This is a genomic window from Microcystis wesenbergii NRERC-220 (assembly GCF_032027425.1).
In the GTDB taxonomy this organism is placed as follows: Bacteria; Cyanobacteriota; Cyanobacteriia; order Cyanobacteriales; family Microcystaceae; genus Microcystis; species Microcystis wesenbergii_A.
In genome coordinates this window covers 2,622,121-2,643,489 of record NZ_JAVSJA010000001.1, presented here as the reverse complement: position 1 = coordinate 2,643,489, position 21,369 = coordinate 2,622,121, and the positions used below count along the sequence as shown (strand labels likewise).

At 43.4% G+C, this 21,369-nt stretch carries 18 protein-coding genes and 1 pseudogene; 13 read left to right on the top strand and 6 right to left on the bottom strand.

The genetic code is table 11. The features are described 5' to 3' along the window. Positions 1-26: 26 nt before the first annotated feature. From RAM70_RS13060 to RAM70_RS13025, 8 genes and pseudogenes are all read left to right on the top strand, one after another. Positions 27-728, top strand: coding sequence for an NnrU family protein (locus RAM70_RS13060; protein ID WP_080754213.1), 702 nt, complete (start codon positions 27-29; stop codon positions 726-728). Positions 729-816: 88 nt separating this feature from the next. Continuing rightward, positions 817-1,143: pseudogene (locus RAM70_RS13055) on the top strand (thioredoxin family protein); the annotation flags it as partial. A gap of 278 nt (positions 1,144-1,421) precedes the next feature. Further along, complete coding sequence (locus RAM70_RS13050; RefSeq protein WP_312674085.1) at positions 1,422-2,078, top strand: vWA domain-containing protein; 657 nt, start codon at positions 1,422-1,424, stop codon at positions 2,076-2,078. Positions 2,079-2,091: 13 nt separating this feature from the next. After that, positions 2,092-2,850, top strand: a complete 759-nt coding sequence (locus RAM70_RS13045) for a PP2C family serine/threonine-protein phosphatase (protein ID WP_312674083.1) — start codon at positions 2,092-2,094, stop codon at positions 2,848-2,850. Between the two features lie 70 nt (positions 2,851-2,920). Next, positions 2,921-3,310: a FitA-like ribbon-helix-helix domain-containing protein gene (locus RAM70_RS13040; protein WP_238567717.1), complete on the top strand. Its 390-nt coding sequence runs from the start codon at positions 2,921-2,923 to the stop codon at positions 3,308-3,310. 395 nt (positions 3,311-3,705) lie between these two features. After that, positions 3,706-8,697 carry an SUMF1/EgtB/PvdO family nonheme iron enzyme gene (locus tag RAM70_RS13035; protein ID WP_312674081.1) on the top strand — a complete coding sequence of 1,664 codons (4,992 nt, stop codon included), beginning with the start codon at positions 3,706-3,708 and terminating at the stop codon, positions 8,695-8,697. 227 nt (positions 8,698-8,924) lie between these two features. After that, positions 8,925-9,398: a type II toxin-antitoxin system VapC family toxin gene (locus RAM70_RS13030; RefSeq protein WP_043998848.1), complete on the top strand. Its 474-nt coding sequence runs from the start codon at positions 8,925-8,927 to the stop codon at positions 9,396-9,398. A 2-nt stretch (positions 9,399-9,400) separates the two neighbouring features. Then, complete coding sequence (locus RAM70_RS13025) at positions 9,401-9,628, top strand: hypothetical protein (RefSeq protein ID WP_004268635.1); 228 nt, start codon at positions 9,401-9,403, stop codon at positions 9,626-9,628. 268 nt (positions 9,629-9,896) lie between these two features. Here the strand turns inward: RAM70_RS13025 and RAM70_RS13020 are convergent, their stop codons facing one another. After that, a complete protein-coding gene (locus RAM70_RS13020) occupies positions 9,897-10,223 on the bottom strand; it encodes a DUF433 domain-containing protein (RefSeq protein ID WP_312674078.1) in 327 nt (108 codons plus the stop codon). An 866-nt stretch (positions 10,224-11,089) separates the two neighbouring features. Here RAM70_RS13020 and ureA point away from each other — a divergent pair. The 3 genes from ureA to RAM70_RS13000 all read left to right on the top strand — a co-directional run bounded on the left by ureA (position 11,090) and on the right by RAM70_RS13000 (position 12,708). Continuing rightward, positions 11,090-11,392, top strand: a complete 303-nt coding sequence (gene ureA, locus RAM70_RS13010; protein ID WP_002738360.1) for an urease subunit gamma — start codon at positions 11,090-11,092, stop codon at positions 11,390-11,392. 19 nt (positions 11,393-11,411) lie between these two features. Continuing rightward, positions 11,412-11,738, top strand: coding sequence for an urease subunit beta (gene ureB / locus RAM70_RS13005; protein WP_045356217.1), 327 nt, complete (start codon positions 11,412-11,414; stop codon positions 11,736-11,738). An 82-nt stretch (positions 11,739-11,820) separates the two neighbouring features. Further along, positions 11,821-12,708 carry an S-methyl-5'-thioadenosine phosphorylase gene (locus RAM70_RS13000; protein ID WP_287999782.1) on the top strand — a complete coding sequence of 296 codons (888 nt, stop codon included), beginning with the start codon at positions 11,821-11,823 and terminating at the stop codon, positions 12,706-12,708. Between the two features lie 93 nt (positions 12,709-12,801). Here the strand turns inward: RAM70_RS13000 and RAM70_RS12995 are convergent, their stop codons facing one another. After that, positions 12,802-13,758 (bottom strand): RNA polymerase sigma factor, RpoD/SigA family, encoded by a 957-nt coding sequence (locus RAM70_RS12995; RefSeq protein WP_045356207.1) that lies wholly within the window; start codon positions 13,756-13,758, stop codon positions 12,802-12,804. A 742-nt stretch (positions 13,759-14,500) separates the two neighbouring features. Here RAM70_RS12995 and RAM70_RS12990 point away from each other — a divergent pair. Beyond that, a complete protein-coding gene (locus tag RAM70_RS12990) occupies positions 14,501-15,142 on the top strand; it encodes an LON peptidase substrate-binding domain-containing protein (RefSeq protein ID WP_045356206.1) in 642 nt (213 codons plus the stop codon). Positions 15,143-15,688: 546 nt separating this feature from the next. On the opposite strand, the gene trxB is transcribed toward RAM70_RS12990, so the two are convergent. The 3 genes from trxB to RAM70_RS12975 form a co-directional block, all read right to left on the bottom strand. Further along, positions 15,689-17,047: a thioredoxin-disulfide reductase gene (trxB, locus tag RAM70_RS12985; protein ID WP_045356205.1), complete on the bottom strand. Its 1,359-nt coding sequence runs from the start codon at positions 17,045-17,047 to the stop codon at positions 15,689-15,691. Positions 17,048-17,282: 235 nt separating this feature from the next. Further along, a complete protein-coding gene (locus RAM70_RS12980) occupies positions 17,283-18,053 on the bottom strand; it encodes an HAD family hydrolase (protein WP_288001312.1) in 771 nt (256 codons plus the stop codon). A gap of 42 nt (positions 18,054-18,095) precedes the next feature. Then, a complete protein-coding gene (locus RAM70_RS12975; RefSeq protein WP_312674071.1) occupies positions 18,096-19,289 on the bottom strand; it encodes a lipase family protein in 1,194 nt (397 codons plus the stop codon). Positions 19,290-19,515: 226 nt separating this feature from the next. On the opposite strand from RAM70_RS12975, the gene RAM70_RS12970 reads away from it, so the two are divergent. Next, positions 19,516-20,148: a Uma2 family endonuclease gene (locus tag RAM70_RS12970; RefSeq protein WP_045356201.1), complete on the top strand. Its 633-nt coding sequence runs from the start codon at positions 19,516-19,518 to the stop codon at positions 20,146-20,148. A gap of 48 nt (positions 20,149-20,196) precedes the next feature. On the opposite strand, the gene RAM70_RS12965 is transcribed toward RAM70_RS12970, so the two are convergent. Further along, positions 20,197-21,177: an ABC transporter ATP-binding protein gene (locus RAM70_RS12965; RefSeq protein ID WP_312674068.1), complete on the bottom strand. Its 981-nt coding sequence runs from the start codon at positions 21,175-21,177 to the stop codon at positions 20,197-20,199. Positions 21,178-21,369 lie beyond the last annotated feature (192 nt).

Genomic DNA, 21,369 nt, shown 5'->3' with positions numbered 1-21,369 from the left:
GGTTTTAGTCAATCAAGAGGGTAAAAGTGGCATTTGCTAGTCATTGGATCATGTTAGGTTTATTACTGGGTTTTGCTGTCGCCCATAGCGGATTAGCCAGTTTACGAATGGGGGGAGAAGCTATCATCGGTGCGCGACTGTATCGGGTATTATTTGCCCTTGTTAGTATCCCTCTAGCGGTAATTTTAGTAGTTTATTTCTTCAATCATCGTTATGATGGTTTGCTTCTCTGGCAAGTGCAGGGAGTAACCGGAGTTAAAACCCTAGTTTGGATACTTTCGGCCATTTCTTTTTTCTTTCTCTATCCTGCCACCTTTAACCTGCTGGAGATCGCCGCTATCCAAAAACCCCAGGTTCATCTCTACGAAACCGGCATCCTGCGCGTTACCCGTCATCCCCAGATGGTAGGACAGGTGATCTGGTGTATTGCCCATACCCTCTGGTTAGGGACAAGCTTTACCCTATTAACTTCCCTCGGTTTAATTGCCCATCATCTTTTTGCTGTCTGGCATGGCGATCGCCGGTTAGAGAACCGTTACGGAGAGGCATTTTTAAAGGTCAAAGAACGCACCTCAGTGGTTCCCTTTTTAGCGATTATCGATGGTCGGCAAAGCCTAAAATGGCAAGAATTCCTTCGTCCTGCCTATCTAGGAGTAACAGGGTTTATTTTACTCCTCTGGTGGGCGCATCCTTGGCTAATGCAAGCAACAAGTAAAATTTATTGGTGATTTGGCTCCCAACCCCTTTCCTGTTGATCCCGATTGGTGTAAGATGGTTTCTATATCAAAATTAAGTTTTCATAAAATCGGTTTAGACATGATGCTATCTGTCAACGAAGAGAGCTTCCCCAAGCTAGTTTTAGAGTCTTCTCGTCCCGTCCTCGTGTATTTTTGGGCTCCCTGGTGTGGTTTATGTCGTTTAATCCAACCCACCCTCTTGTCTTGGCAAAATGACTGTCAAGGTGCGATTCAATTAGTCGGTGTCAATGCCGATAATAATTTTAAATTAGCTAATAGTTTTCGTCTGCGTAGTCTGCCTACTTTAATTCTCTTCGATCAAGGTGTTCCCGTTCACCGTCTGGAGGAAATTCACAGTCGCGAGGAATTGCAACAAACCCTGCGACTAATAGTCAAAAATCAAATCCGGTTCTTCTCGTTTCCGTGTGGGAACGAGGTCTATACTGAGAGTTTCTTCTGCAAAATAGTCCTAGAAGTCTTGCTCAATAAGCATTTCACTATTCTATAAGCGCAAATTATCACACAAAGTCGAGAAGAGCCTCAAATCCTGCGTTCAGCTTAAGGGAAAGATGTCTTTTCTGATGGGACTGGCAGAGATAATATAATAGGACAAAAAGTAGATAATCCCAATTCCTAAGATACCCATAGTTCCCCCAGTTCAAAAAATTAGGAGGCTTGCAAAAAATGCCGATTGGTGTGGCTGAATTTGTCGAAAATCAGGAAAATCGCTGTCCTGTGGTATTACTACTGGATACCTCTGGTTCAATGTCAGGGGAACCGATTAAGGCTCTCAATCATGGTATCAAAACCTTTCAGCAGGATGTGATGCGGGATACCCAAGCGACGTTGAGTGTAGAAACCGCCATTGTCACCTTTGGTAATGGAGGGGTTAAAACCGTGCAAGATTTTGTCGGGATTGACCAATTTACGCCACCGACTTTAACCGCAGGAGACTTAACCCCCATGGGAGAAGCGATTGAATTGGCTTTAGATTTAATCGAAGATCGTAAGGCGATTTATAAAAGTTATGGTATCCAATATTATCGTCCCTGGATATTTTTAATTACTGATGGTGCGCCTACGGATCAATGGAATCTGGCGGCGCAACGGGTAAAACAAGGAGAAGCAGAAAATCGGGTTTTATTTTTTTCTGTAGGTGTTCAGGGGGCCGATATGGAGAAGCTCAAACAGATTTCTAATAATCCCCCCGTGTTACTCAATGGGTTAGATTTTCGGGATTTATTTCAGTGGTTAAGTAACTCAATGAAACGAGTTTCTGGTGGTAAAATTGGAGAGGCGATCGATTTACCACCAGTGAATTGGGGACAAATTACCACCTAGAGGACAGTTAATTATGTGGAGAACGTTGTGTCAATCGGTAATCGGTAGTTTTCATGTGCAAGGGGGATTACCCTGTCAAGATTATGCTGCTTATAAATTATTGGGTCAGGATGTTTTGATTGGAGCCGTGGCCGATGGGGCCGGTAGTGCCAAACGTTCGGATTTGGGTGCGAAAATAACAGTTAAAGCAGCGCTGCAATTTTTAGAGGAAAATCTCAAAAAAACAGCATTTGCGGCAACTGAAACTGAAGCAGAATTAGAGGAAATATTCCGGCGACTGTTGGCTTATGTTCAGCAAATTCTCCAAGAAGAAACCGAAAAAGAACAGTTAGACATTAATGATCTAGCGACAACTTTACTGGTTGTTTTGGTTACTTCAAAACGGTTAGCGGCGATGCAGATAGGAGATGGTTTTATTGTCTTCAAACCTCTGGGTGGAAATTATCAGTTATTGTTGCAGCCTGACAAGGGGGAATACATCAATGAAACCACTTTTGTTATTTCTAGTAATGCTTTGGAGGATATGCAAATAAAAGTTTTAACCGAGCCAGTTGCCTTTATTTGTGTGGCGACAGATGGAGTGGAAAAGGTATCGATCGATTATAAAAATTGGCAGCCTTTTCCGCCTTTTTTTCAGCCATTAGAGGAATATTTACAACAGACAGAAACGCCATTGCAGGAAGATCTCAAAGAATTTTTAGAGCGGGAGGATTTAAATAAGTTAACAACCGATGATAAAACCTTACTCCTAGCTTTTTGTTTAAGAAACTGAGGGGTTTAAGAAACCGGGTTTGTTTGACAAACCCAGTTTCTGGATCATAGCGTTCCCAGGTAAAACAATCGTGAGCAAAAAATCTATCAAAAGCGACTTGAAGAGAATTGATGCGATGACGGATGAGAATATCGATTATTCTGATATTCCGCCGTTAGGTGATGAATTCTTTACCCAAGAAACAGTATCTTTTTCGCCATCAAAGCAGCAATTAACTATACAACCTATGGCAGATTTAATCGTCCGCAATATCGATGAAGCCATCGTCAAAGCTCTCAAAAAGCGAGCCAGCCAACACGGGATCAGTGCCGAAGCCGAACACCGCCAAATCTTAGAAAAAGCCTTGCTGCAACCGCAACGAAAATCCCTAGCAGAGGTGCTATGCCAGATTCCCAGCGTTGGCAACGATTCAGACTTCGATCGCGTTCAAGATGACACAGCCAAACCAGTATTTGATTGATACTAAGTAGGTAGGCGTTAAAAATTATCAGACACCCCCGTTATCAAGGGTAGGGTTGATTCATGAATCAACCCTACCTTATCAAGGGGGGATCAAGGGGGGATTAAAGGCAAAATCCATTTTTAATTTAATTATAACCAGCTACTTAATATTATTAGTAAGTGAGCAAGATGCTCACACTTATAATAAGTAGGTAGGTGTTAAAAGTTGTCAGGCACCCCCCTTATCAAGGGGGGCAGGGGGGATCCCCCCGCCTATCGGCACCTCCCTTATCAAGGGGGGCAGGGGGGATCGAACCCAAAATCTATTTAATTATAACCAGCTACTTATATCTAACTTATTAGAAACGACTAGATAAAATTTTCTGAACAGCACAAATACTCGGAGATTTTTTGATGTCTTTAACTTATCGCTGTCAACTACAAAATCGCCTGATTACCCTGACGCAAGAATTGGCGAACAGTGGCGAGGCGAAAGTATGGCATACTAACTTTAATGGGTACTTAGCGAAAATCTACCACAATCCCCATAATGAAAGGGTTGATAAATTACAGTTAATGGTGAGAAATCGTCCTGGGGATCCTAATGCTCATCTTAACCATATTTCCTTCGCTTGGCCCTATTCTATCTTGGAAGATAACCAGGGAAAAGTCGCTGGTTTTTTAATGCCAGAAGTGGTGGGTTCAGAAACATTATTAAAGCTTTGTACGCCCAAGTTAAGAAGACAAGACAAGTTAGAAGCTAATTGGTATTTTCTTCATGTAGTAGCGCGGAATATAGCCGCTATTATCCAAGCAATTCACGCTAAAGGTTATGTTTTGGGAGACATCAAGCTAGAAAATATCTTAGTAAATAATCGGGCATTACCTACAATTATTGACACAGATTCATTTCAAGTATCAGATCCCTATAGCGGTAAAATATATCGGTGTTTAGTTGGCTCAGAAGGATTTACACCGGCGGAATTAATTGGAGTGAATATAGCAGATGTAGATCAAACAGAAGTGCATGATCGCTTTCGATTAGGAGTTGTTATTTATTATCTACTATTTAGCGGGCCGCCGTTTCGGGGATTGTGGCAAGGAGCAGGAGATTCCCTGGAACAGTCGGAACTAATTCGACGGGGACTCTGGCCTTTTTCTGGTGATAAATTGGTTGTACCTAGTAATACAACAATCCCATTAAATATTTTACATCGCGACTTACACGCCTTATTTTTGCGCTGTTTCAATGAGGGACATAAATTCCCCCACAGACGACCGACGGCTGAGGAATGGCGCGGTACTTTGGAAGCTGCACTAAAAGAGGTTATACGCTGTGGCAAAGTTGATAATCATTACTACAACCGCAGTTACGGAAAGTGTTATTGGTGTGAGCGATCTAGTGATTTAAATTTTGATATTTTTCCGGGTAAAAGTATCGCTAATGTGACATCTACACCGTCACCTAAAGTATCGCCACCACCGCCCTCTTCGCCACCACCTCCCCCAGCAAAGCTAACTCTATTTACCGAAAACCTACCCAAGGGAATAACACTGGAGATGGTAGGCTTACCAGCAGGTAAATTTCTCATGGGATCTCCTGACAATGATCCCGATGCTAGGGATTCGGAAAAGCCTCAACACCAAGTTAAAGTCAACAGTTTTGCGATTGGGAAATATCCAGTGACTCAGGCGCAATATGAAGCAGTAATGGGAAACAATCCCTCTCGGTTTCAAAACAATCCCCAAAATCCGGTAGAAAAGGTTAGCTGGGACGACGCTCAAGCTTTTTGTCAAAAATTGAGTCAAATAACAGGTAAAACCTATCGCCTACCGACAGAAGCGGAATGGGAATATGCTTGTCGTGCAGGGACAACTACTCGCTATTATTTTGGTGATGATGCTAATCAGTTAGAAGATTATGCTTGGTATAACGGAAATTCTCAAGATACAACTCATCCTGTTGGACAGAAAAAGCCCAATGCTTGGGGATTGTATGACATGAGTGGTAATGTTTGGGAGTGGTGCGAAGACGATTGGCACGATAACTATATCGGAGCGCCAAAGGATGGCAGTGCTTGGCTGACAAATGATAATGATCAAATAGTGCGGGGCGGTTCTTGGTCCGACCATCCGTCTTTCTGCCGTTCTGCGTATCGCCGCGACAACTACTACAACAACAACGGTTTTCGGGTGGTGTGCGTCCCCACTGTGACATCTACACAGTTACCTATCGCTACTGTGACATCTACACCGTTACCTAAAGTAGCGCCTCCAGCGCCCTCTTCGCCACCACCTCCCCCAGCAAAGCTAACTCCATTTACCGAAAAAATATCCAAGGGAATAACACTGGAGATGGTAGGCTTACCAGCAGGTCAATTTCTCATGGGCTCTCCTGACAGTGATCCCGATGCTAAAAGTTATGAAAAGCCTCAACACCCAGTTAAAATAAACAGTTTTGCGATTGGGAAATATCCAGTGACTCAGGCACAATATGAAGCAGTAATGGGAACCAATCCCTCTTGGTTTAAAAACAATCCCCAAAATCCGGTAGAAAAGGTTAGTTGGGATGATGCTCAAGCCTTTTGTCAGAAATTGAGTCAAATAACCGGGAAAACCTATCGCCTACCGACAGAAGCGGAATGGGAATATGCCTGTCGTGCGGGGACTACTACTCGCTTTTATTTCGGTGATGATGCTAATCAGTTAGGAGATTACGCTTGGTATGACGGAAATTCTCAGGATAAAACTCATCCTGTGGGCCAGAAAAGGCCCAATGCTTGGGGACTCTATGACATGAGTGGCAATGTTTGGGAATGGTGCGAAGACAATTCGCACAATAACTATATCGGAGCGCCAAAGGATGGCAGTGCTTGGCTGACAAATGATAATGATTATCACATACTGCGGGGCGGTTCTTGGTACGACTTTCCAAATTACTGCCGTTCCGCTTACGACTTCACCTACTTCCGCCGCGACTACTACTACTACGTCGGTTTTCGGGTGGTGTGCGTCCCCAATGTGACATCTACACAGTTACCTGTCGCTACTGTAACACCTACACCGTCACCTAAAGTAGCGCCTCCAGCGCCCTCTTCGCCACCACCTCCCCCAGCAAAGCTAACTCCATTTACCGAAAAAATATCCAAGGGAATAACACTGGAGATGGTAGGCTTACCAGCAGGTCAATTTCTCATGGGTTCTCCTGACAGTGATCCCGATGCTAGGGATTCGGAAAAGCCTCAACACCAAGTTAAAGTCAACAGTTTTGCGATTGGGAAATATCCAGTGACTCAGGCACAATATGAAGCAGTAATGGGAACCAATCCCTCTTGGTTTAAAAACAATCCCCAAAATCCGGTAGAAAAGGTTCGTTGGAATGATGCTCAAGCCTTTTGCCAAAAATTGAGTCAAATAACCGGGAAAACCTATCGCCTACCGACAGAAGCGGAATGGGAATATGCTTGTCGTGCAGGGACAACTACTCGCTATTATTTCGGTGATAATGCCAATCAGTTAGGAGATTACGCTTGGTATGGCGGAAATTCTCAGCAGACAACTCATCCTGTGGGCCAGAAAAGGCCCAATGGTTGGGGACTCTATGACATGAGTGGCAATGTTTGGGAGTGGTGCGAAGACAATTGGCACGATAACTATATCGGAGCGCCAAGGGATGGCAGTGCTTGGCTGATAAGGGATAATGATTATCAAATACTGCGGGGCGGTTCTTGGTACTTCAATCCGGATTACTGCCGTTCCGCTTTCCGCTACAGCTACGTCCGCCGCTACGACCTCAACTACTTCATCCTCGGTTTTCGGGTGGTGTGCGTCCCCAATGTGACATCTACACAGTTACCTATCGCTACTGTGACATCTACACCGTTACCTAAAGTAGTGCCAACTCCACTGACAAACTTTACCGAAAACCTACCCAAGGGAATAACACTGGAGATGGTAGGCTTACCAGCAGGTCAATTTCTCATGGGTTCTCCTGATAGTGATCCCGATGCTACAAGTTATGAAAAGCCTCAACACCCAGTTAAAATAAACAGTTTTGCGATCGGGAAATATCCTGTCACTCAGGCACAATATCAAGCAGTAATGGGAACAAATCCCTCTCATTTTTCAAATAATCCCCAAAATCCAGTAGAAAGGATTAGTTCGGACGACGCTCAAGCCTTTTGTCAGAAATTGAGTCAAATAACCGGGAAAACCTATCGTCTCCCCACAGAAGCGGAATGGGAATATGCCTGTCGTGGGGGGACTACTACTCGCTATTATTTCGGTGATGATGCTAATCAGTTAGAAGATTACGCTTGGTATGAAGGAAATTCTCAAAATACAACTCATCCTGTGGGTCAGAAAAAGCCCAATGCTTGGGGACTCTATGACATGAGTGGCAATGTTTGGGAGTGGTGCGAGGACAATTGGCATAATAGCTATCAGAATGCGCCAAGTGACGGCAGTGCCTGGGTAACAAATAATAGTAATGTTCACATAATACGTGGCGGCTCTTGGGACGACATTCCCGAGTATTGCCGTTCCACCGATCGCTCCAACGGCGATATCCTCAACCTCAGCATCGGTTTTCGGGTGGTGTGCGTCCCCACTGTGACATCTACACAGTTACCTATCGCTACTGTGACATCTACACCGTTACCTAAAGTAGTGCCAACTCCACTGACAAACTTTACCGAAAACCTACCCAAGGGAATAACACTGGAAATGGTAGGCTTACCAGCAGGTCAATTTCTCATGGGTTCTCCTGATAGTGATCCCGATGCTACAAGTTATGAAAAGCCTCAACACCCAGTTAAAATAAACAGTTTTGCGATCGGGAAATATCCTGTCACTCAGGCACAATATCAAGCAGTAATGGGAACAAATCCCTCTCATTTTAAAAACAATCCCCAAAATCCGGTAGAAATGGTTAGTTGGCATGACGCTCAAGCCTTTTGTCAGAAATTGAGTCAAATAACCGGGAAAACCTATCGCCTACCGACAGAAGCGGAATGGGAATATGCCTGTCGTGCGGGGACTACTACTCGCTATTATTTCGGTGATGATGCTAATCAGTTAGAAGATTACGCTTGGTATAGCGGAAATTCTCAGCAGACAACTCATCCTGTGGGCCAGAAAAGGCCCAATGCTTTCGGCCTCTACGATATGCACGGAAATGTCTGGGAGTGGTGCGAAGACAATTGGCATAATAGCTATCAGAATGCGCCAAGTGACGGCAGTGCTTGGCTGATAAAGGATAATGATTATCAAATAGTGCGGGGCGGTTCTTGGTACGGCCTTCCAAATCTCTGCCGTTCCGCTTACCGCAACTTCAACTACCGCCGGGGCAACATCGTCAACTACTTCGGTTTTCGGGTGGTGTGCGGTGCTGGGAGGACTCTGTAACCCTTATTCTCTTTTTACCCTTTTTTACCCTTTTTTACTTTTTCTCTTTTTCTCTTTTTCCCGCCTAGCGGCGGGTCGATTTTTTTGAGATTTTCTAGGGTGCGTCCCAGGCAGCTTTTGCCTTTTTGACAGCAGCCCGTAGTTGGGTTGACGACTGTTACCCAACACCCTCGGAACCAAGATTAAATAGGGTATGATGGACGTTGGATAGATTTTCTCCTATTGCCGTGAGCGAAAGCGTCTATATTGAAACCAGTATCTTAGGCTACCTAACTGCTCGACCCAGCAGAGATATTATTGTGGCGGCTAATATTGAGATAACGAGGGAATGGTGGGAATTTCGTCGAAACGACTTTATTCTGTACACTTCCGAGGCTGTCCTAGAGGAAGTAACTAAAGGAGATACAGCGATCGCCTCCGAAAGGCTGGATATTTTGCGTGATTTTCCCTTGTTAGCATTGAACGAAGCTGCACAAGGTTTGGCTAAACAATTCTTAACCCGCAGTAATCTGCCTCCAAAAGCGAAAGTTGACGCGATCCACATTGCCGCCGCAACTGTCCACGGTATGGATTATCTGTTAACGTGGAACTGTAAGCATATTGCTAATGCTCAAATTCAGAGAAAATTGGCAGAGATCAGCATTGATTTTGGATACGAGTTACCGATTCTTTGTACACCCAACCAACTGTTAGGAGGTTGATTATGTTTCATGATGAGATCGTCGAAGAGATCCACCGAATCCGTGAAGAGTATGCCAAGTCCTTCAACTATGACTTGGATGCAATCTTTGCAGATCTACGCAAGAAGCAAGCGGAAAGTGGCAGAGAAGTTGTCACCTTGTCGCGAAAACCCGGTCTAGCAAAACGTTGGAGCGGACGACCGAAAGATATTGGTGATGATACAATGGATACCAGTCGCCGCTCAAGTTAGAATGGGATGACGAAGTAAAAGCTTTTTCGGCAAATTGTCCCCAATTAAATTATCAACTTTAGAGCATTGCTGGCCTCAGATATCTTAGGGTGCGTCCCAGGCAGCTTTTGCCTTTTTGGGAGCAGTTTAATCTAATACTAAATCCGTTGAGTATAGGCTACATATCAGGAGAGGCAACAGACAACAGGCAACAGGCAACAGGCAACAGACAACAGGCAAAACGGAGAATAAATAATCAGTTTTTAATAAGCGGATTTAGTATCATCCCCTAAACTGCCTGATTCTGCTCAATGAGTAAATCAATCTCATCTTCATGAGCCGCCGCATATACCCAAGCATTGGCTAAATCCGTAGCTTTAATAGTTGGATAACTTGTTAATAAATCAGCATCACTATAACCAAGACGACGAGCTTCTACTAACACCCAAACTGGAATTCTTGTATTGGCAATGCAGGCTTGTCCACCACAAACTTTAGGCGTTTTCTCAATTCCCTGCCAATTACCACCAAGACTTTGAGCGAGTAACTGGATTACCTGCACTTTTTCGCTAGGTTTGAGGGCAAGAAGTTGCTCTTCTAACTCTTTGATGATCACAGGCTTAAATCCCCATAAAGTTTTGGCCAATTATCCTCAATCATTTTACCAGAAAATTTGGGTTGAAAAACTCCCACTTTTAGTAGAGTCTAGGGTGCGTGTTTGCGGCTATCAATTCGGTCAAAAAACTCAAATTAACAATCCGCCGTAACGCACCACCTTTATCATTCGGGTTGCCTGTGTCTCCCCAAGACTTTAACCCTTTGCTCTTCTATCTTTCCCGCCTAACATTACCTCGATTTTTTTGAGAAAATTGAGGTAGTGTTAAATTTTGTTAAGGACAATGAAAATGAAACAGTTATCGGTTATCAAAAAGTATTATAATTGTCTTTTCTATCCTAAATCAACAGTTTCTGCTTGTCAATAATTATGAATACCTATCAAACCTATTTAACTATTGAAATTCTCAAAAGATTATCCTCTCTAACTTACCCTTTGAAGCAGCAACAAAGTTAGCCATTAACATTCAAGTGGTTGAGGATGAAAGGACAGAAGCGGATTTTGAAACCTTATTAGATAAAACCAAGGGAATCTGGGCTAGTGGAATATAGCTAGGTAATAGGTGTAGGGCTAATTCCGGAATTAGCCCTACAATAGGCGTTGTCAAATTGAAAGATGCCCCGAATCAGCCCGGAACTGAAATTACTTTGACTTGCCCTGAGCCAAGTCGAAGGGTAGCAAGGATTGCATGGCATCTTTCCTATTCTGATCTGACAACGCCCTTTCCTAGCAAAGTTTTTGAGTATTTTCCCCAATCTTTATCAATAATGCTGGCTAAGTACATAAATTTTCACAACTCGATCGCTACAACTACCCGGCCAAGAACTACAATAACCCTAGGCATCTGTGTGAAAAAAGGCCCATCTATGCAACTTTCGCCCCAAGAAAAAGATAAATTACTCATTTTCACGGCGGCACTGCTCGCCGAAAGACGCAAAAACCGCGGTATTAAGTTAAATTATCCCGAAGCGATCGCCTATATTAGCGCCGCCATCCTCGAAGGTGCTAGGGAAGGTCGTAGCGTGGCTGAATTGATGAGTTACGGCACGACTTTATTAACTCGCGAGGAGGTAATGGAAGGTATCCCGGAAATGATTACGGAAGTGCAGATCGAAGCGACTTTTCCCGATGGTACTAAATTAGTTACCGTTCACAATCCCATTCACTAACAGGAGATTTTTAGCACTTATGATTCCGGGAGAAATTATCACACCATCCGGGGCGATCGAGATTAATGTCGGTCGCGACACCCTGCGTATTTCTGTGGCTAATACAGGCGATCGACCGATTCAAGTGGGTTCCCACTATCATTTTTATGAAGTTAACGAGGCCCTGGAGTTCCAGCGCGAATTAACCAAAGGAACCCATCTGAATATTCCCGCGGGTACATCAGTTAGATTTGAACCGGGAGACACGAAAGAGGTGGAATTAGTTGCCATCGCGGGAACTGAAGAAATTTATGGCTTTAATGGTTTAATTAATGGTTCCCTCAAGGGCAAGAAAAAGAAAAAGTAAGGTCTTGACAGAAAAATTATCATAGTTCGATCGCTCAATTATGGTAACATCAAGGCAACGATAACTAATTCTTTCCAAGACTATGACGACGGTAAAAATTGGCATTATTGGCGGCAGTGGTTTGTATAAAATGGATGCCCTCAAGGATGTGCGGGAAGTATCCCTCGATACTCCTTTTGGTTCTCCTTCCGATGCTTTAATTCTCGGTACTTTAGAGGGAACAGAAGTGGCCTTTTTAGCGCGTCATGGCAGAAGTCACCATTTTTTACCGACCGAATTACCCTTTCGAGCTAATATTCACGCTCTCAAACAATTAGGGGTTGAATATATTATTTCCGCTTCGGCCGTTGGTTCCCTAAAAGCCGAAGTTAAACCCCTAGATTTAGTCATTCCCGATCAATTTATTGACAGAACTAAAGAGAGAATAGCGACTTTTTTTGGGGAAGGAATTGTTGCTCACGTTGCCTTTGGCGATCCCGTTTGTCCCCAATTAGCCGAAATTTTGGGGGATGCCGTCGCTAGTTTAAACCTGCCAGAAGTTACCTTGCATCGGGGCGGTACATACATCTGCATGGAGGGGCCGGCTTTTTCTACTAAAGCGGAATCAAATCTCTATAGAAGTTGGGGGGCAACCGTGATCGGTATGACCAATTTAACCGAGGCCAAATTAGCCCGAGAAGCGGAAATTGCCTATGCTACCTTAGCCCTAGTTACCGATTATGATTGTTGGCATCCCGATCACGATCATGTCACGGTAGAAATGGTGATCGAAAATCTGCACCATAACGCTATTAATGCCCAAAAAGTCATCCAAGAAACGGTGCGCCGTCTAGCAGCTAATCCTCCCGTTTCTGCCGCTCATTCTGCCCTTAAATACGCTATTCTTACCCGTCTAGATTCTGTTCCCGTCGCCACTAAAGAAAAATTAGCTCTCCTGTTGAAAAAATATCTTGAAGAAGTAGAGAAATAGCCGAGAAAAGTGGCCGATGAATCTAGAAGTGGGTCATTTTTCTCGCTGTGATCCAGACGATCAATTTGACCCAAATTCTAAGTTATCTCTGGCTTAACTAGCTAGATATTCTCTGATGTTGCCCTTGCGTTTTCTTAATTTAGCGATCGCTTCTCGTTCGATCTGACGGACTCGTTCACGACTGATATTGAGTCGAACGCCAATTTTTGCTAGGGTGAGGGGCTGCCCATTATCTAAACCAAAACGCAGAGAAATCACTTCTTTTTGTTGAGGGGTGAGGTCTGCCATCAGTTTTTCTAAGTCCACTTGGAGGGAAGAATAGGCAGTGTAATCTTCGGGGGAAAGTCCCTTATCTTCCAAGAGTTCCCCTAATTCCGTGTCTTGATTGTCCCCCACCTTTAAGTCAAGGGAAAGGGGTTGACGGGCCCTTTCCAAGTAGTCTCGCACCTGTTTGGGAGTTAGGTCTAATTCCTCGGCTAATTCGGCAATGGTGGCAGCGCGACCTTTATCTTGAGCTAGTTGACGCTGGGCTTTTTTGATTTTATTCAGTTTTTCGGTGATGTGGATAGGCAGACGGATGGTGCGACTTTTTTCTGCGATCGCCCGGGTGATGGCTTGGCGAATCCACCAATAGGCATAGGTGGAAAAGCGATAGCCTTTGGTGGGATCGAATTTTTCCACCCCTCTTTGCATCCCAATGGTTCCCTCTTGGATGAGGTCCAATAGATCTAGATTGCGTTTTAGGTATTTTTTAGCGACGGAAACCACTAGACGCAGGTTCGCTTCTACCATCTTGCGTTTGGCGAAATCCCCCGCCCCTAATTCTCGACGTAGTTGTTCTTCACTAATTTCCGCCGCTTCTGACCACTGGCGATCGCTGGGGTCGCTGCCGAGTTTAGCTTTTAGGGATTCTTTGATTTTTTCCAGAAAAATTAATCTTTGTACCTGTTTCGCGTAGAGAATTTCTTCTTCATGGGAAAGAAGGGGAACTCGGCCAATTTCTCTGAGATAGGCGCGAACTGGATCGGTGAGGTTTTTCGAGGTTTTCATGAGTGCGCGTCGATTGAGGGTTGATATTCAGGGATTGATGGCGTTTTTAAGATCGCTTCCCCAGGGGCAGTTAAGGAGATGCTATCAGGGTTTTTTCTAGTTTTGTAAAGAGATCGGTAAGTGATTACTCAAGGATAGAGAGAAATCTAATTGACGATTTAATTGGCTCTATAGTCCGGTTTTTAGCTATATGTAGAGTTTATGGGCATAAATGGCAAGTAGTGACAACCTTGTTTATTTAACTAATATTACAACAAGTATTAAATATTGTAAAGTTTATGAGAAAAAAAATCATCCCTCTCAGGAACGCACCGATGAAGGAGAGGTTTGAGTATCTATACTCATAGATTACCCAGAGGTTTCCGATCAGGCTGCAATCTAGATGACAAAATCAGCAATTTTCTCATCTAGATTGCATAGCGATCAGTGAGGGAAGTATTTTCAGTGAACAGTGAACAGTAAACAGTAATCAGTGAACTGAAAACTCACATCTGATAACAAGGGCCGAATCTAAGACCTAATTGGTTAAGCTAAAAGCTTTGATGTGCTTAGTTTCTAACCTTCTTTTTAGGTAGGAGAATTGTCAGATTCTGTCTTTTGCACGAGTGCCTGTTGCCTCTTGCCTTCAGAAGCTGATAACTGTTTACTGATTCAAGGCTGCCTCCTGTCTATTGCCCTTGCCTAGCGGTTCAGGGGGGATTGTGTAAAAATAAGAGAAGATCGGTTTTTTTTCACTAAACCTATGGCCACTTCTTCCATTGCCGTTAGAGAATTACCTCTCTTTCCCCTACCCGAAGTTGTTTTATTTCCGGGTCGTCCTCTGCCCCTGCACATCTTCGAGTTTCGCTATCGGATTATGATGAATACGATATTGGAAGAAGATCGTCGTTTTGGGGTCTTAATGGTAGATCCGGCCACGGGAGAAATCGCTAAAGTGGGCAGTTGTGCGGAAGTTGTCCGTTGTCAACGTCTCCCGGATGATCGGTTAAAAATTCTCACCATCGGTCAACAGCGCTTCCGTGTCCTAGAATACGTCCGGGAAAAACCCTATCGCGTCGGTTTAGTGGAGTGGATTGAAGATGTCCCCACCCCCCAAGATTTGCGACCTCTGGCCAAAGAAGTGGATCGACTGCTGCGGGATGTGGTTCATCTATCAGCCAAATTAACCGCTCAAAAAATTGAACTCCCCGACGATTTGCCCAGTCTTCCCCTGGAATTATCCTACTGGGTGGCGGGTAATCTCTACGGTGTGGCCGGGGAACAACAAGCTTTATTAGAAATGCTCGATACAGTCAGTCGTCTGCAACGAGAATCGGAAATTCTCACCTCGACTCGCAATCATCTGGCCGCTCGCACGGCTCTTAAAGATGCTTTAAATCAATAGACCTCTGGCAAAAATCAAAAATCTGACCTTAGGTGAGGAGTCTCCGAGCCAGTAGTCAGTAGTCAGGAGAATTAAGAATGAGCATTAATCAATTAAATGCTCTATTTAGGGATTTTACGCAATTTTATGCCTATTTTTCTCATTTTTGAACTATCAAAAATTAATTAGGCAAGAACTCTAATGATATTGAGGTTTTCAAGCTTGAGGAGATGGCAGTGGAGGTGTTATTTCAGTAATCAGTAAACAGTGATCAGTAAACAGTGATCAGTAAACAGTAATCAGTAAACAGTAAGTAGGGAGGCACAATTATTTGTAGGATGGGTTAGCGGTAGCGTAAACTATGCGGGCGTTGGGTTTCATGCTTCAACCGTTCGGACCTCGGCGTGAGCTTTTGTCGAACGCAAAAGCTCACGGCCGAAGCCCAACCTACGTTCATCTTATATTTAATTCCACCCACCCACTTAAACAGTGAAAAGACAGCAGAAAACTGCCATTTAATACTGTCCACTGAAAACTCACATCTGATAACTGATAACTGATAACTGATTATTGATAACTCTCAATTACTTGACGAAAATCGCTTTTTTGTTTGACTCCGCGCATTTCTTTTACTAATTCCCGATCCTTAAAGAATTGTACCGTGGGAGTCCCGGTTACTTGACCCATTTTGGCAATTTCTGGGTCAGCTTCGATGTCAATTTCCACAAAATAAATTTTGCCATCGTACTCATCGACAACTTTATCTAAAATCGGTTTCAGGGTTTTACAGGGGCCACAGGTGGGAGAAACATATTTTACCATTAACAAGCGATCGCCATCGTGGAATAATTTCCGTAAAGCATAACCCCCAACGTGACGGGTTTTGTTAATATCAAAAGTTTCCTCCGTATCGGCCGGGGTTTCGCTAACGGTTTTCGTCTCGTAATGTTCAGAAGTGGCTGATTGACGGTATTCTTGGATTAAATTATGCTCCGATAACCATCTTTCTGCCAATAACGCCGCCATACACCCCGTACCTGCGGCAGTGATTGCCTGACGGTATTCGTGGTCCTGCACGTCTCCTGCGGCAAAAACTCCCTCGACGCTGGTAGCAACGGTCCCCGGTTTGACTTTCACATAACCCACCTCGTCTAATTCTAGTTGTCCTTGGAATAGGGAAGTATTGGGAGTGTGACCGATGGCATAAAATAACCCTCTAACGGCTAATTCCCTGATTTCTCCCGTTTGCGAGTTTTTAATGCGTAGTCCTGCCATTTTACTGTCTGTACCGAACACATCCAGTGCTTGGGTGTGAAAATGAACGGTAACTTTCGGATTATTTAACACCCGGTCCTGCATTGCTTTCGAGGCACGCATCGCTTCCCCGCGTATCAATAAATGGACGTGAGAGCCGTATTTAGTCAAATATACGGCTTCTTCCGCCGCCGAGTCACCGCCACCGATTACAGCGAGGTTTTCCTCTCTAAATATCGGTGTAGCACCGTCACAGATAGCACAAGCGGAAATCCCGTTACTCCAGAATTGGGCCTCGCTGGGTAATCCTAAGCGTTTGGCAGTGGCTCCCGTGGCGATAATAATACTATTGGCCTTCACTTCCCGGTCTGTGGAACGAATGGTAAAAGGACGCTGACTTAAATCCACCGAGATAACATCTTCGGTATAGCATTGGGTCCCCCATCTTTCGGCCTGTTCCTTCATTCTTTCCATCAGCTTCGGACCGGTGATTCCTTCGGGAAAACCGGGGAAATTTTCTACTTCTGTGGTGGTCATCAATTGTCCACCCGGAATGCCTCCCGCTTGGAAACCCTCAAACATCAAGGGTTTTAAGTTCGCACGCGCCGCATAAATCGCCGCCGTATATCCCGCCGGTCCCGAACCAATAATGACTAAATTCTCGACAGTCATAACCGTAAATGCAACTCATAACGACTACGCTTTTTAGTATAGCAGCATCAGTTATCAGTGATCAGTTATCAGTTATCAGTGATCAGTGTAATACTAAATCCGGTTATTAAAGACTGATTATTTATTCTTCCTTTTGCATGAGTGCCTGTCTTCATAAGTAGCCTATACTCAACGGATTTAGTATAACAACCCCATCGGGTAATGGACGAAGTTTTAATATTTTTCGTCAGTGACTCTACCAGTGGGTAAAGTCTGCCGCAAATTGAGATAGGGATAACAGCTTAATGCGGGTATCTTGAGCGACCTTTTGGCGCATTTGAGCGGTATTATATCCCCAATCGGCTAAATATAAGCCCACATCGTTTAAATCTGCTTGTTGCTCCACTAATTCCAACGCATCGAGACGATCCTCGACAAACCACAAATTAGCGGGAGATTCGGGTAAATTAGCCAGTATTTGCTGAATAGTCAGGTATTTCGGCTGTTTAATTTCCTTGCCAATTAATCTCGCTGCCGGAAAATTAATTGCTACTTTTTGTAACAATTGCTTGACAAAACGGCTTTCTTTGGTAGTGATGATATAAACCAAAAAATCCGAGTCTAAAAGAGAGGCGAGGCGATTGATCGCGGGTTGATAAAATCGGTGTAAAGTTAACCAAGACTCTAGATCCGACTCAATCCATCGATCCCTAAGACCATCGAGAGCATTTGAGAGAACTTTTTTCGCTATTTTCTCCCTTTCTAGTATATTTTGAGCAATTGACGGCCAATTATTTAAAGCTTCCTCGTCGGGAATACCGAGAACGAGCGATCGCAACAGTAAAGGCATTTCCCAACCGGTTTCGATAACTGGACGAAGTTGCGAAAACCTCGGGAAAAAATCCTCGGGAATTGTTTCCGGCCAAAGGGTTTCATAGGTGCGTTTGCTAATCTGAAAATACTCGATCATGCCATCACAAAGAACACCATCAAAATCGAGTGCTAGAATACGGGGGGATTGACTCATAAATGCTGGTTTAATCTCAATAATGGCAGTATAGCGCAGCTATTAGCTATTCTTTGCTTCATCGTTGACATAACATAGCTGTCTGATGATTTCGGTGACAGAATTTTTCAATCCCTCTACATGAATCCAACCCACATATACAGCATATACAATATTTTGATGATTGTCCTGTATATAAACATGATGAACACGATATAAATCTGAGCTTAAATAAATATAACCACTGGCATCTTTAAATTTACCTTCTAGTAATATTTTTTCTTTTAAAGGTTTCATTTTTACCACATCTTTAGTCACTCCAGATATTTTGGCTATTCTTTCTATGGCAAGCTCAACACAGGTGTTATTGCCGTAACTATTGCCATGATTATAATCGTGCTGATCAAAATAAATTGTCTCTACGATATTTTTGGCCACTTTATCTGATGTTAGGTAATAGGTATGAGCATTAAGGGAATTTAAGACAACGGCAGCAATTTCTACAGAATCAAAAATATTGCCAGTCGCTTCTAGATAATAATCGCTCATTAAAATCTTGGATACATCGGTTATAGAATCAAAAAGAGGACGAATTGGATAAGCGATAATATCGGAGGAATTGATCAGATTATTCCAGAGCAAACGCTGGCCTTGATGCTGGGTAATAAATTTTTCAATTTGATTAGTATCAATGCCTAGAGTTAGATTTAAAAATGGGATCGGTGAACCCATTGTTGTTACACTAGATAGGGAAAGTTTGCCCCGCTCTTTACCGATAATATCACGAATTTCATAAGCGGGATCCTGAGGGTCAAAACGCTCAGAAAATAACAGATCCCAAAGGATTACAGTACCCAAAGAATGGGCGACTATATGTAATTCGGTTTCCCGGGAATGAGCTTGAACAAGATCGATTAATTGATCGGCAATAATGCGGCGAATTTGTTTTCCTCGATCGCTGCCTAAATAGCTAAATGCGTCACCGATAAAATAAGATAAATACTCTTTTCTAAAATTTTGATAGCGAAAGGATTGCTCGGGGTTAAAATTACTATTTTTCTGTTTTTGTATCTGTAATTCTTGGTCGATATCTCGCCATAATTTTTCGGTTCCTTTGAGGACATTTCCCCAAAATCCTGCATAACAGTAGGGAATTGTCCGATTTTTGCGTTTACATTCTTCTTCAATTAGTTTGATTAATTTATTGGCATAACTAGCATCTCTGGTTGCCACTCCATGAATAAAGTAAATAAGCATAATAGGTTGATCTCAATAAGCGGTGATCGGAATCTCTCACCTTCTTAATATACCCTTCTAGCTTCAGAAAAATATCAGTATGTAGCGAGATATAGTAATATATAATTAATTAATGCGATTTGTCAAGAGATGGTCGCTTAGTCCTTGCTAACCCAGCCTACGAATTGCTATATAATATAAATGCCCGCTATTATAAAATTATATTTTTCACTTTTAACTTAGTCCTATGGTTTCACAACTAGATAAAACTAACGTTACTGAAATTATCTACCCCGATAGCGATGGTCAACCCATGGCCGATAATACCCAGCAATTTCGTTGGATCACAACAATTAAAACTAATTTAGACTGGCTATTTCGCCAGCAGTCTGATGTCTTTGTTGCGGGGGATTTACTTTGGTATCCCGTGGAAAATGATCATAAACTGCGTCAAGCGCCGGATATCATGGTGGTTTTTGGGAGACCAAAAGGGGAAAGAGGTTCCTATCGACAATGGCTAGAAAATAACATTAGTCCCCAGGTGGTTTTTGAAATCCTCTCTCCGGGTAACACCCTCACGGAAATGGCCAAAAAACAGCTATTTTATGACCGTTATGGGGTCGAGGAATATTATCTTTATGATCCCCATAAAAATGATGCTAGTGGTGGGATAAGAGGGGAAAATCAGCTAGAAATTCTGGAAACTCTCGATAATTGGGTTAGTCCCCGTTTAGGCATTCGTTTTCAGTTAGGGGAACCGGAAATGTTGCTTTTTTATCCCGATGGACAAGCTTTCACCAGCTATAACGAGGAAAAACAACGAGCGGAACGATTAGCCAACAAACTGCGGGAATTGGGCATTAATCCTGACCAAATCTGAGAGGATGTTTCTGGGCTGCTATTAAAAACGGATTTGCTCTGAGAGTGCCTATTGACTAGAGGTAATACCGCGCTGACGTAATTGGTCGATAAAAAATTCTTCCAGGGAAGCACGAGCTAAATTAAGACTAATCAAGCGAGCATCGATACTAGACAGGGCAGCCAGAAAAGCATCTGGTTCTCCCTGTAGTTGTCCGTGCCAACAATTATCGCGCCAATGCAAACCGAGGAGCCATTGCTGTAGTTGATCCTCCCTACCACCTTGAACAATCACCTGATAGACATCAGCACGACCGAGAATTTGATCGAGGGAACCGACACAGAGTAATTCTCCCCGGGCTAACAGGGCAATGCGATCGCAAATTTGTTCCACATCGGAGAGAATATGAGAGTTAAAAAAGATGGTTTTCCCCCGTTGTTTGAGGGAGTGAATAATTTCTCGCACCTGATAGCGACCGATAGGGTCCAGTCCCGACATCGGTTCATCGAGAAAGACTAATTCTGGATCATTGATTAATGCTTGAGCTATACCGATCCGTTGCATCATCCCCTTAGAATATTGACGCAATTGCTTTTTCTGGGCAGTTTTGCGGTCTAATCCCACTAAATCCAATAATTCAGGAATGCGTTTTTTCTGCACAGAAGAGGGAATTTGAAAAATGCCGCCGATTAATTGTAGGAATTCCCAGCCGGTGAGATAGTCGTAGTAGTAGGCATTTTCGGGAAGATAGCCGATGCGTTGCCTGACCGAGCGATCGCCAATTGGCTGACCGAGAATCAAGGCCCGTCCGGAAGTGGGTCGGACAATCCCCAAAAGGGTTTTTAAGAGCGTGGTTTTGCCGGCCCCGTTCGGGCCTAATAATCCAAAGGTTTCGCCCTCATGGACAATTAAAGTACAGTTTTTCAAGGATTCGATTTTTTTATCTAACCAGAATCCCGTCCGATAAGTTTTTTGTAAGTTTAACGTCTCTAGCACAGTTTGACGGCTGGTATTCGTCATTATTTTGGAATCATCTGAGACAGAATACATGGGTCTGATATCCCTTTTCCGATACTTTGCTTTTATTATCCCCAAATTGTCAGCAGCAATGTCAACAGTATCAAAATAGCACGATTTTGGAACCCAGAAAAATTCCCAACGGTCTTGAGAAGGGGTATCAGTGCGGGCTATTGCCAGCTTTCTTCTCTGGCATTGCCGAAAATTAGCGGCTAAAATCTGTTA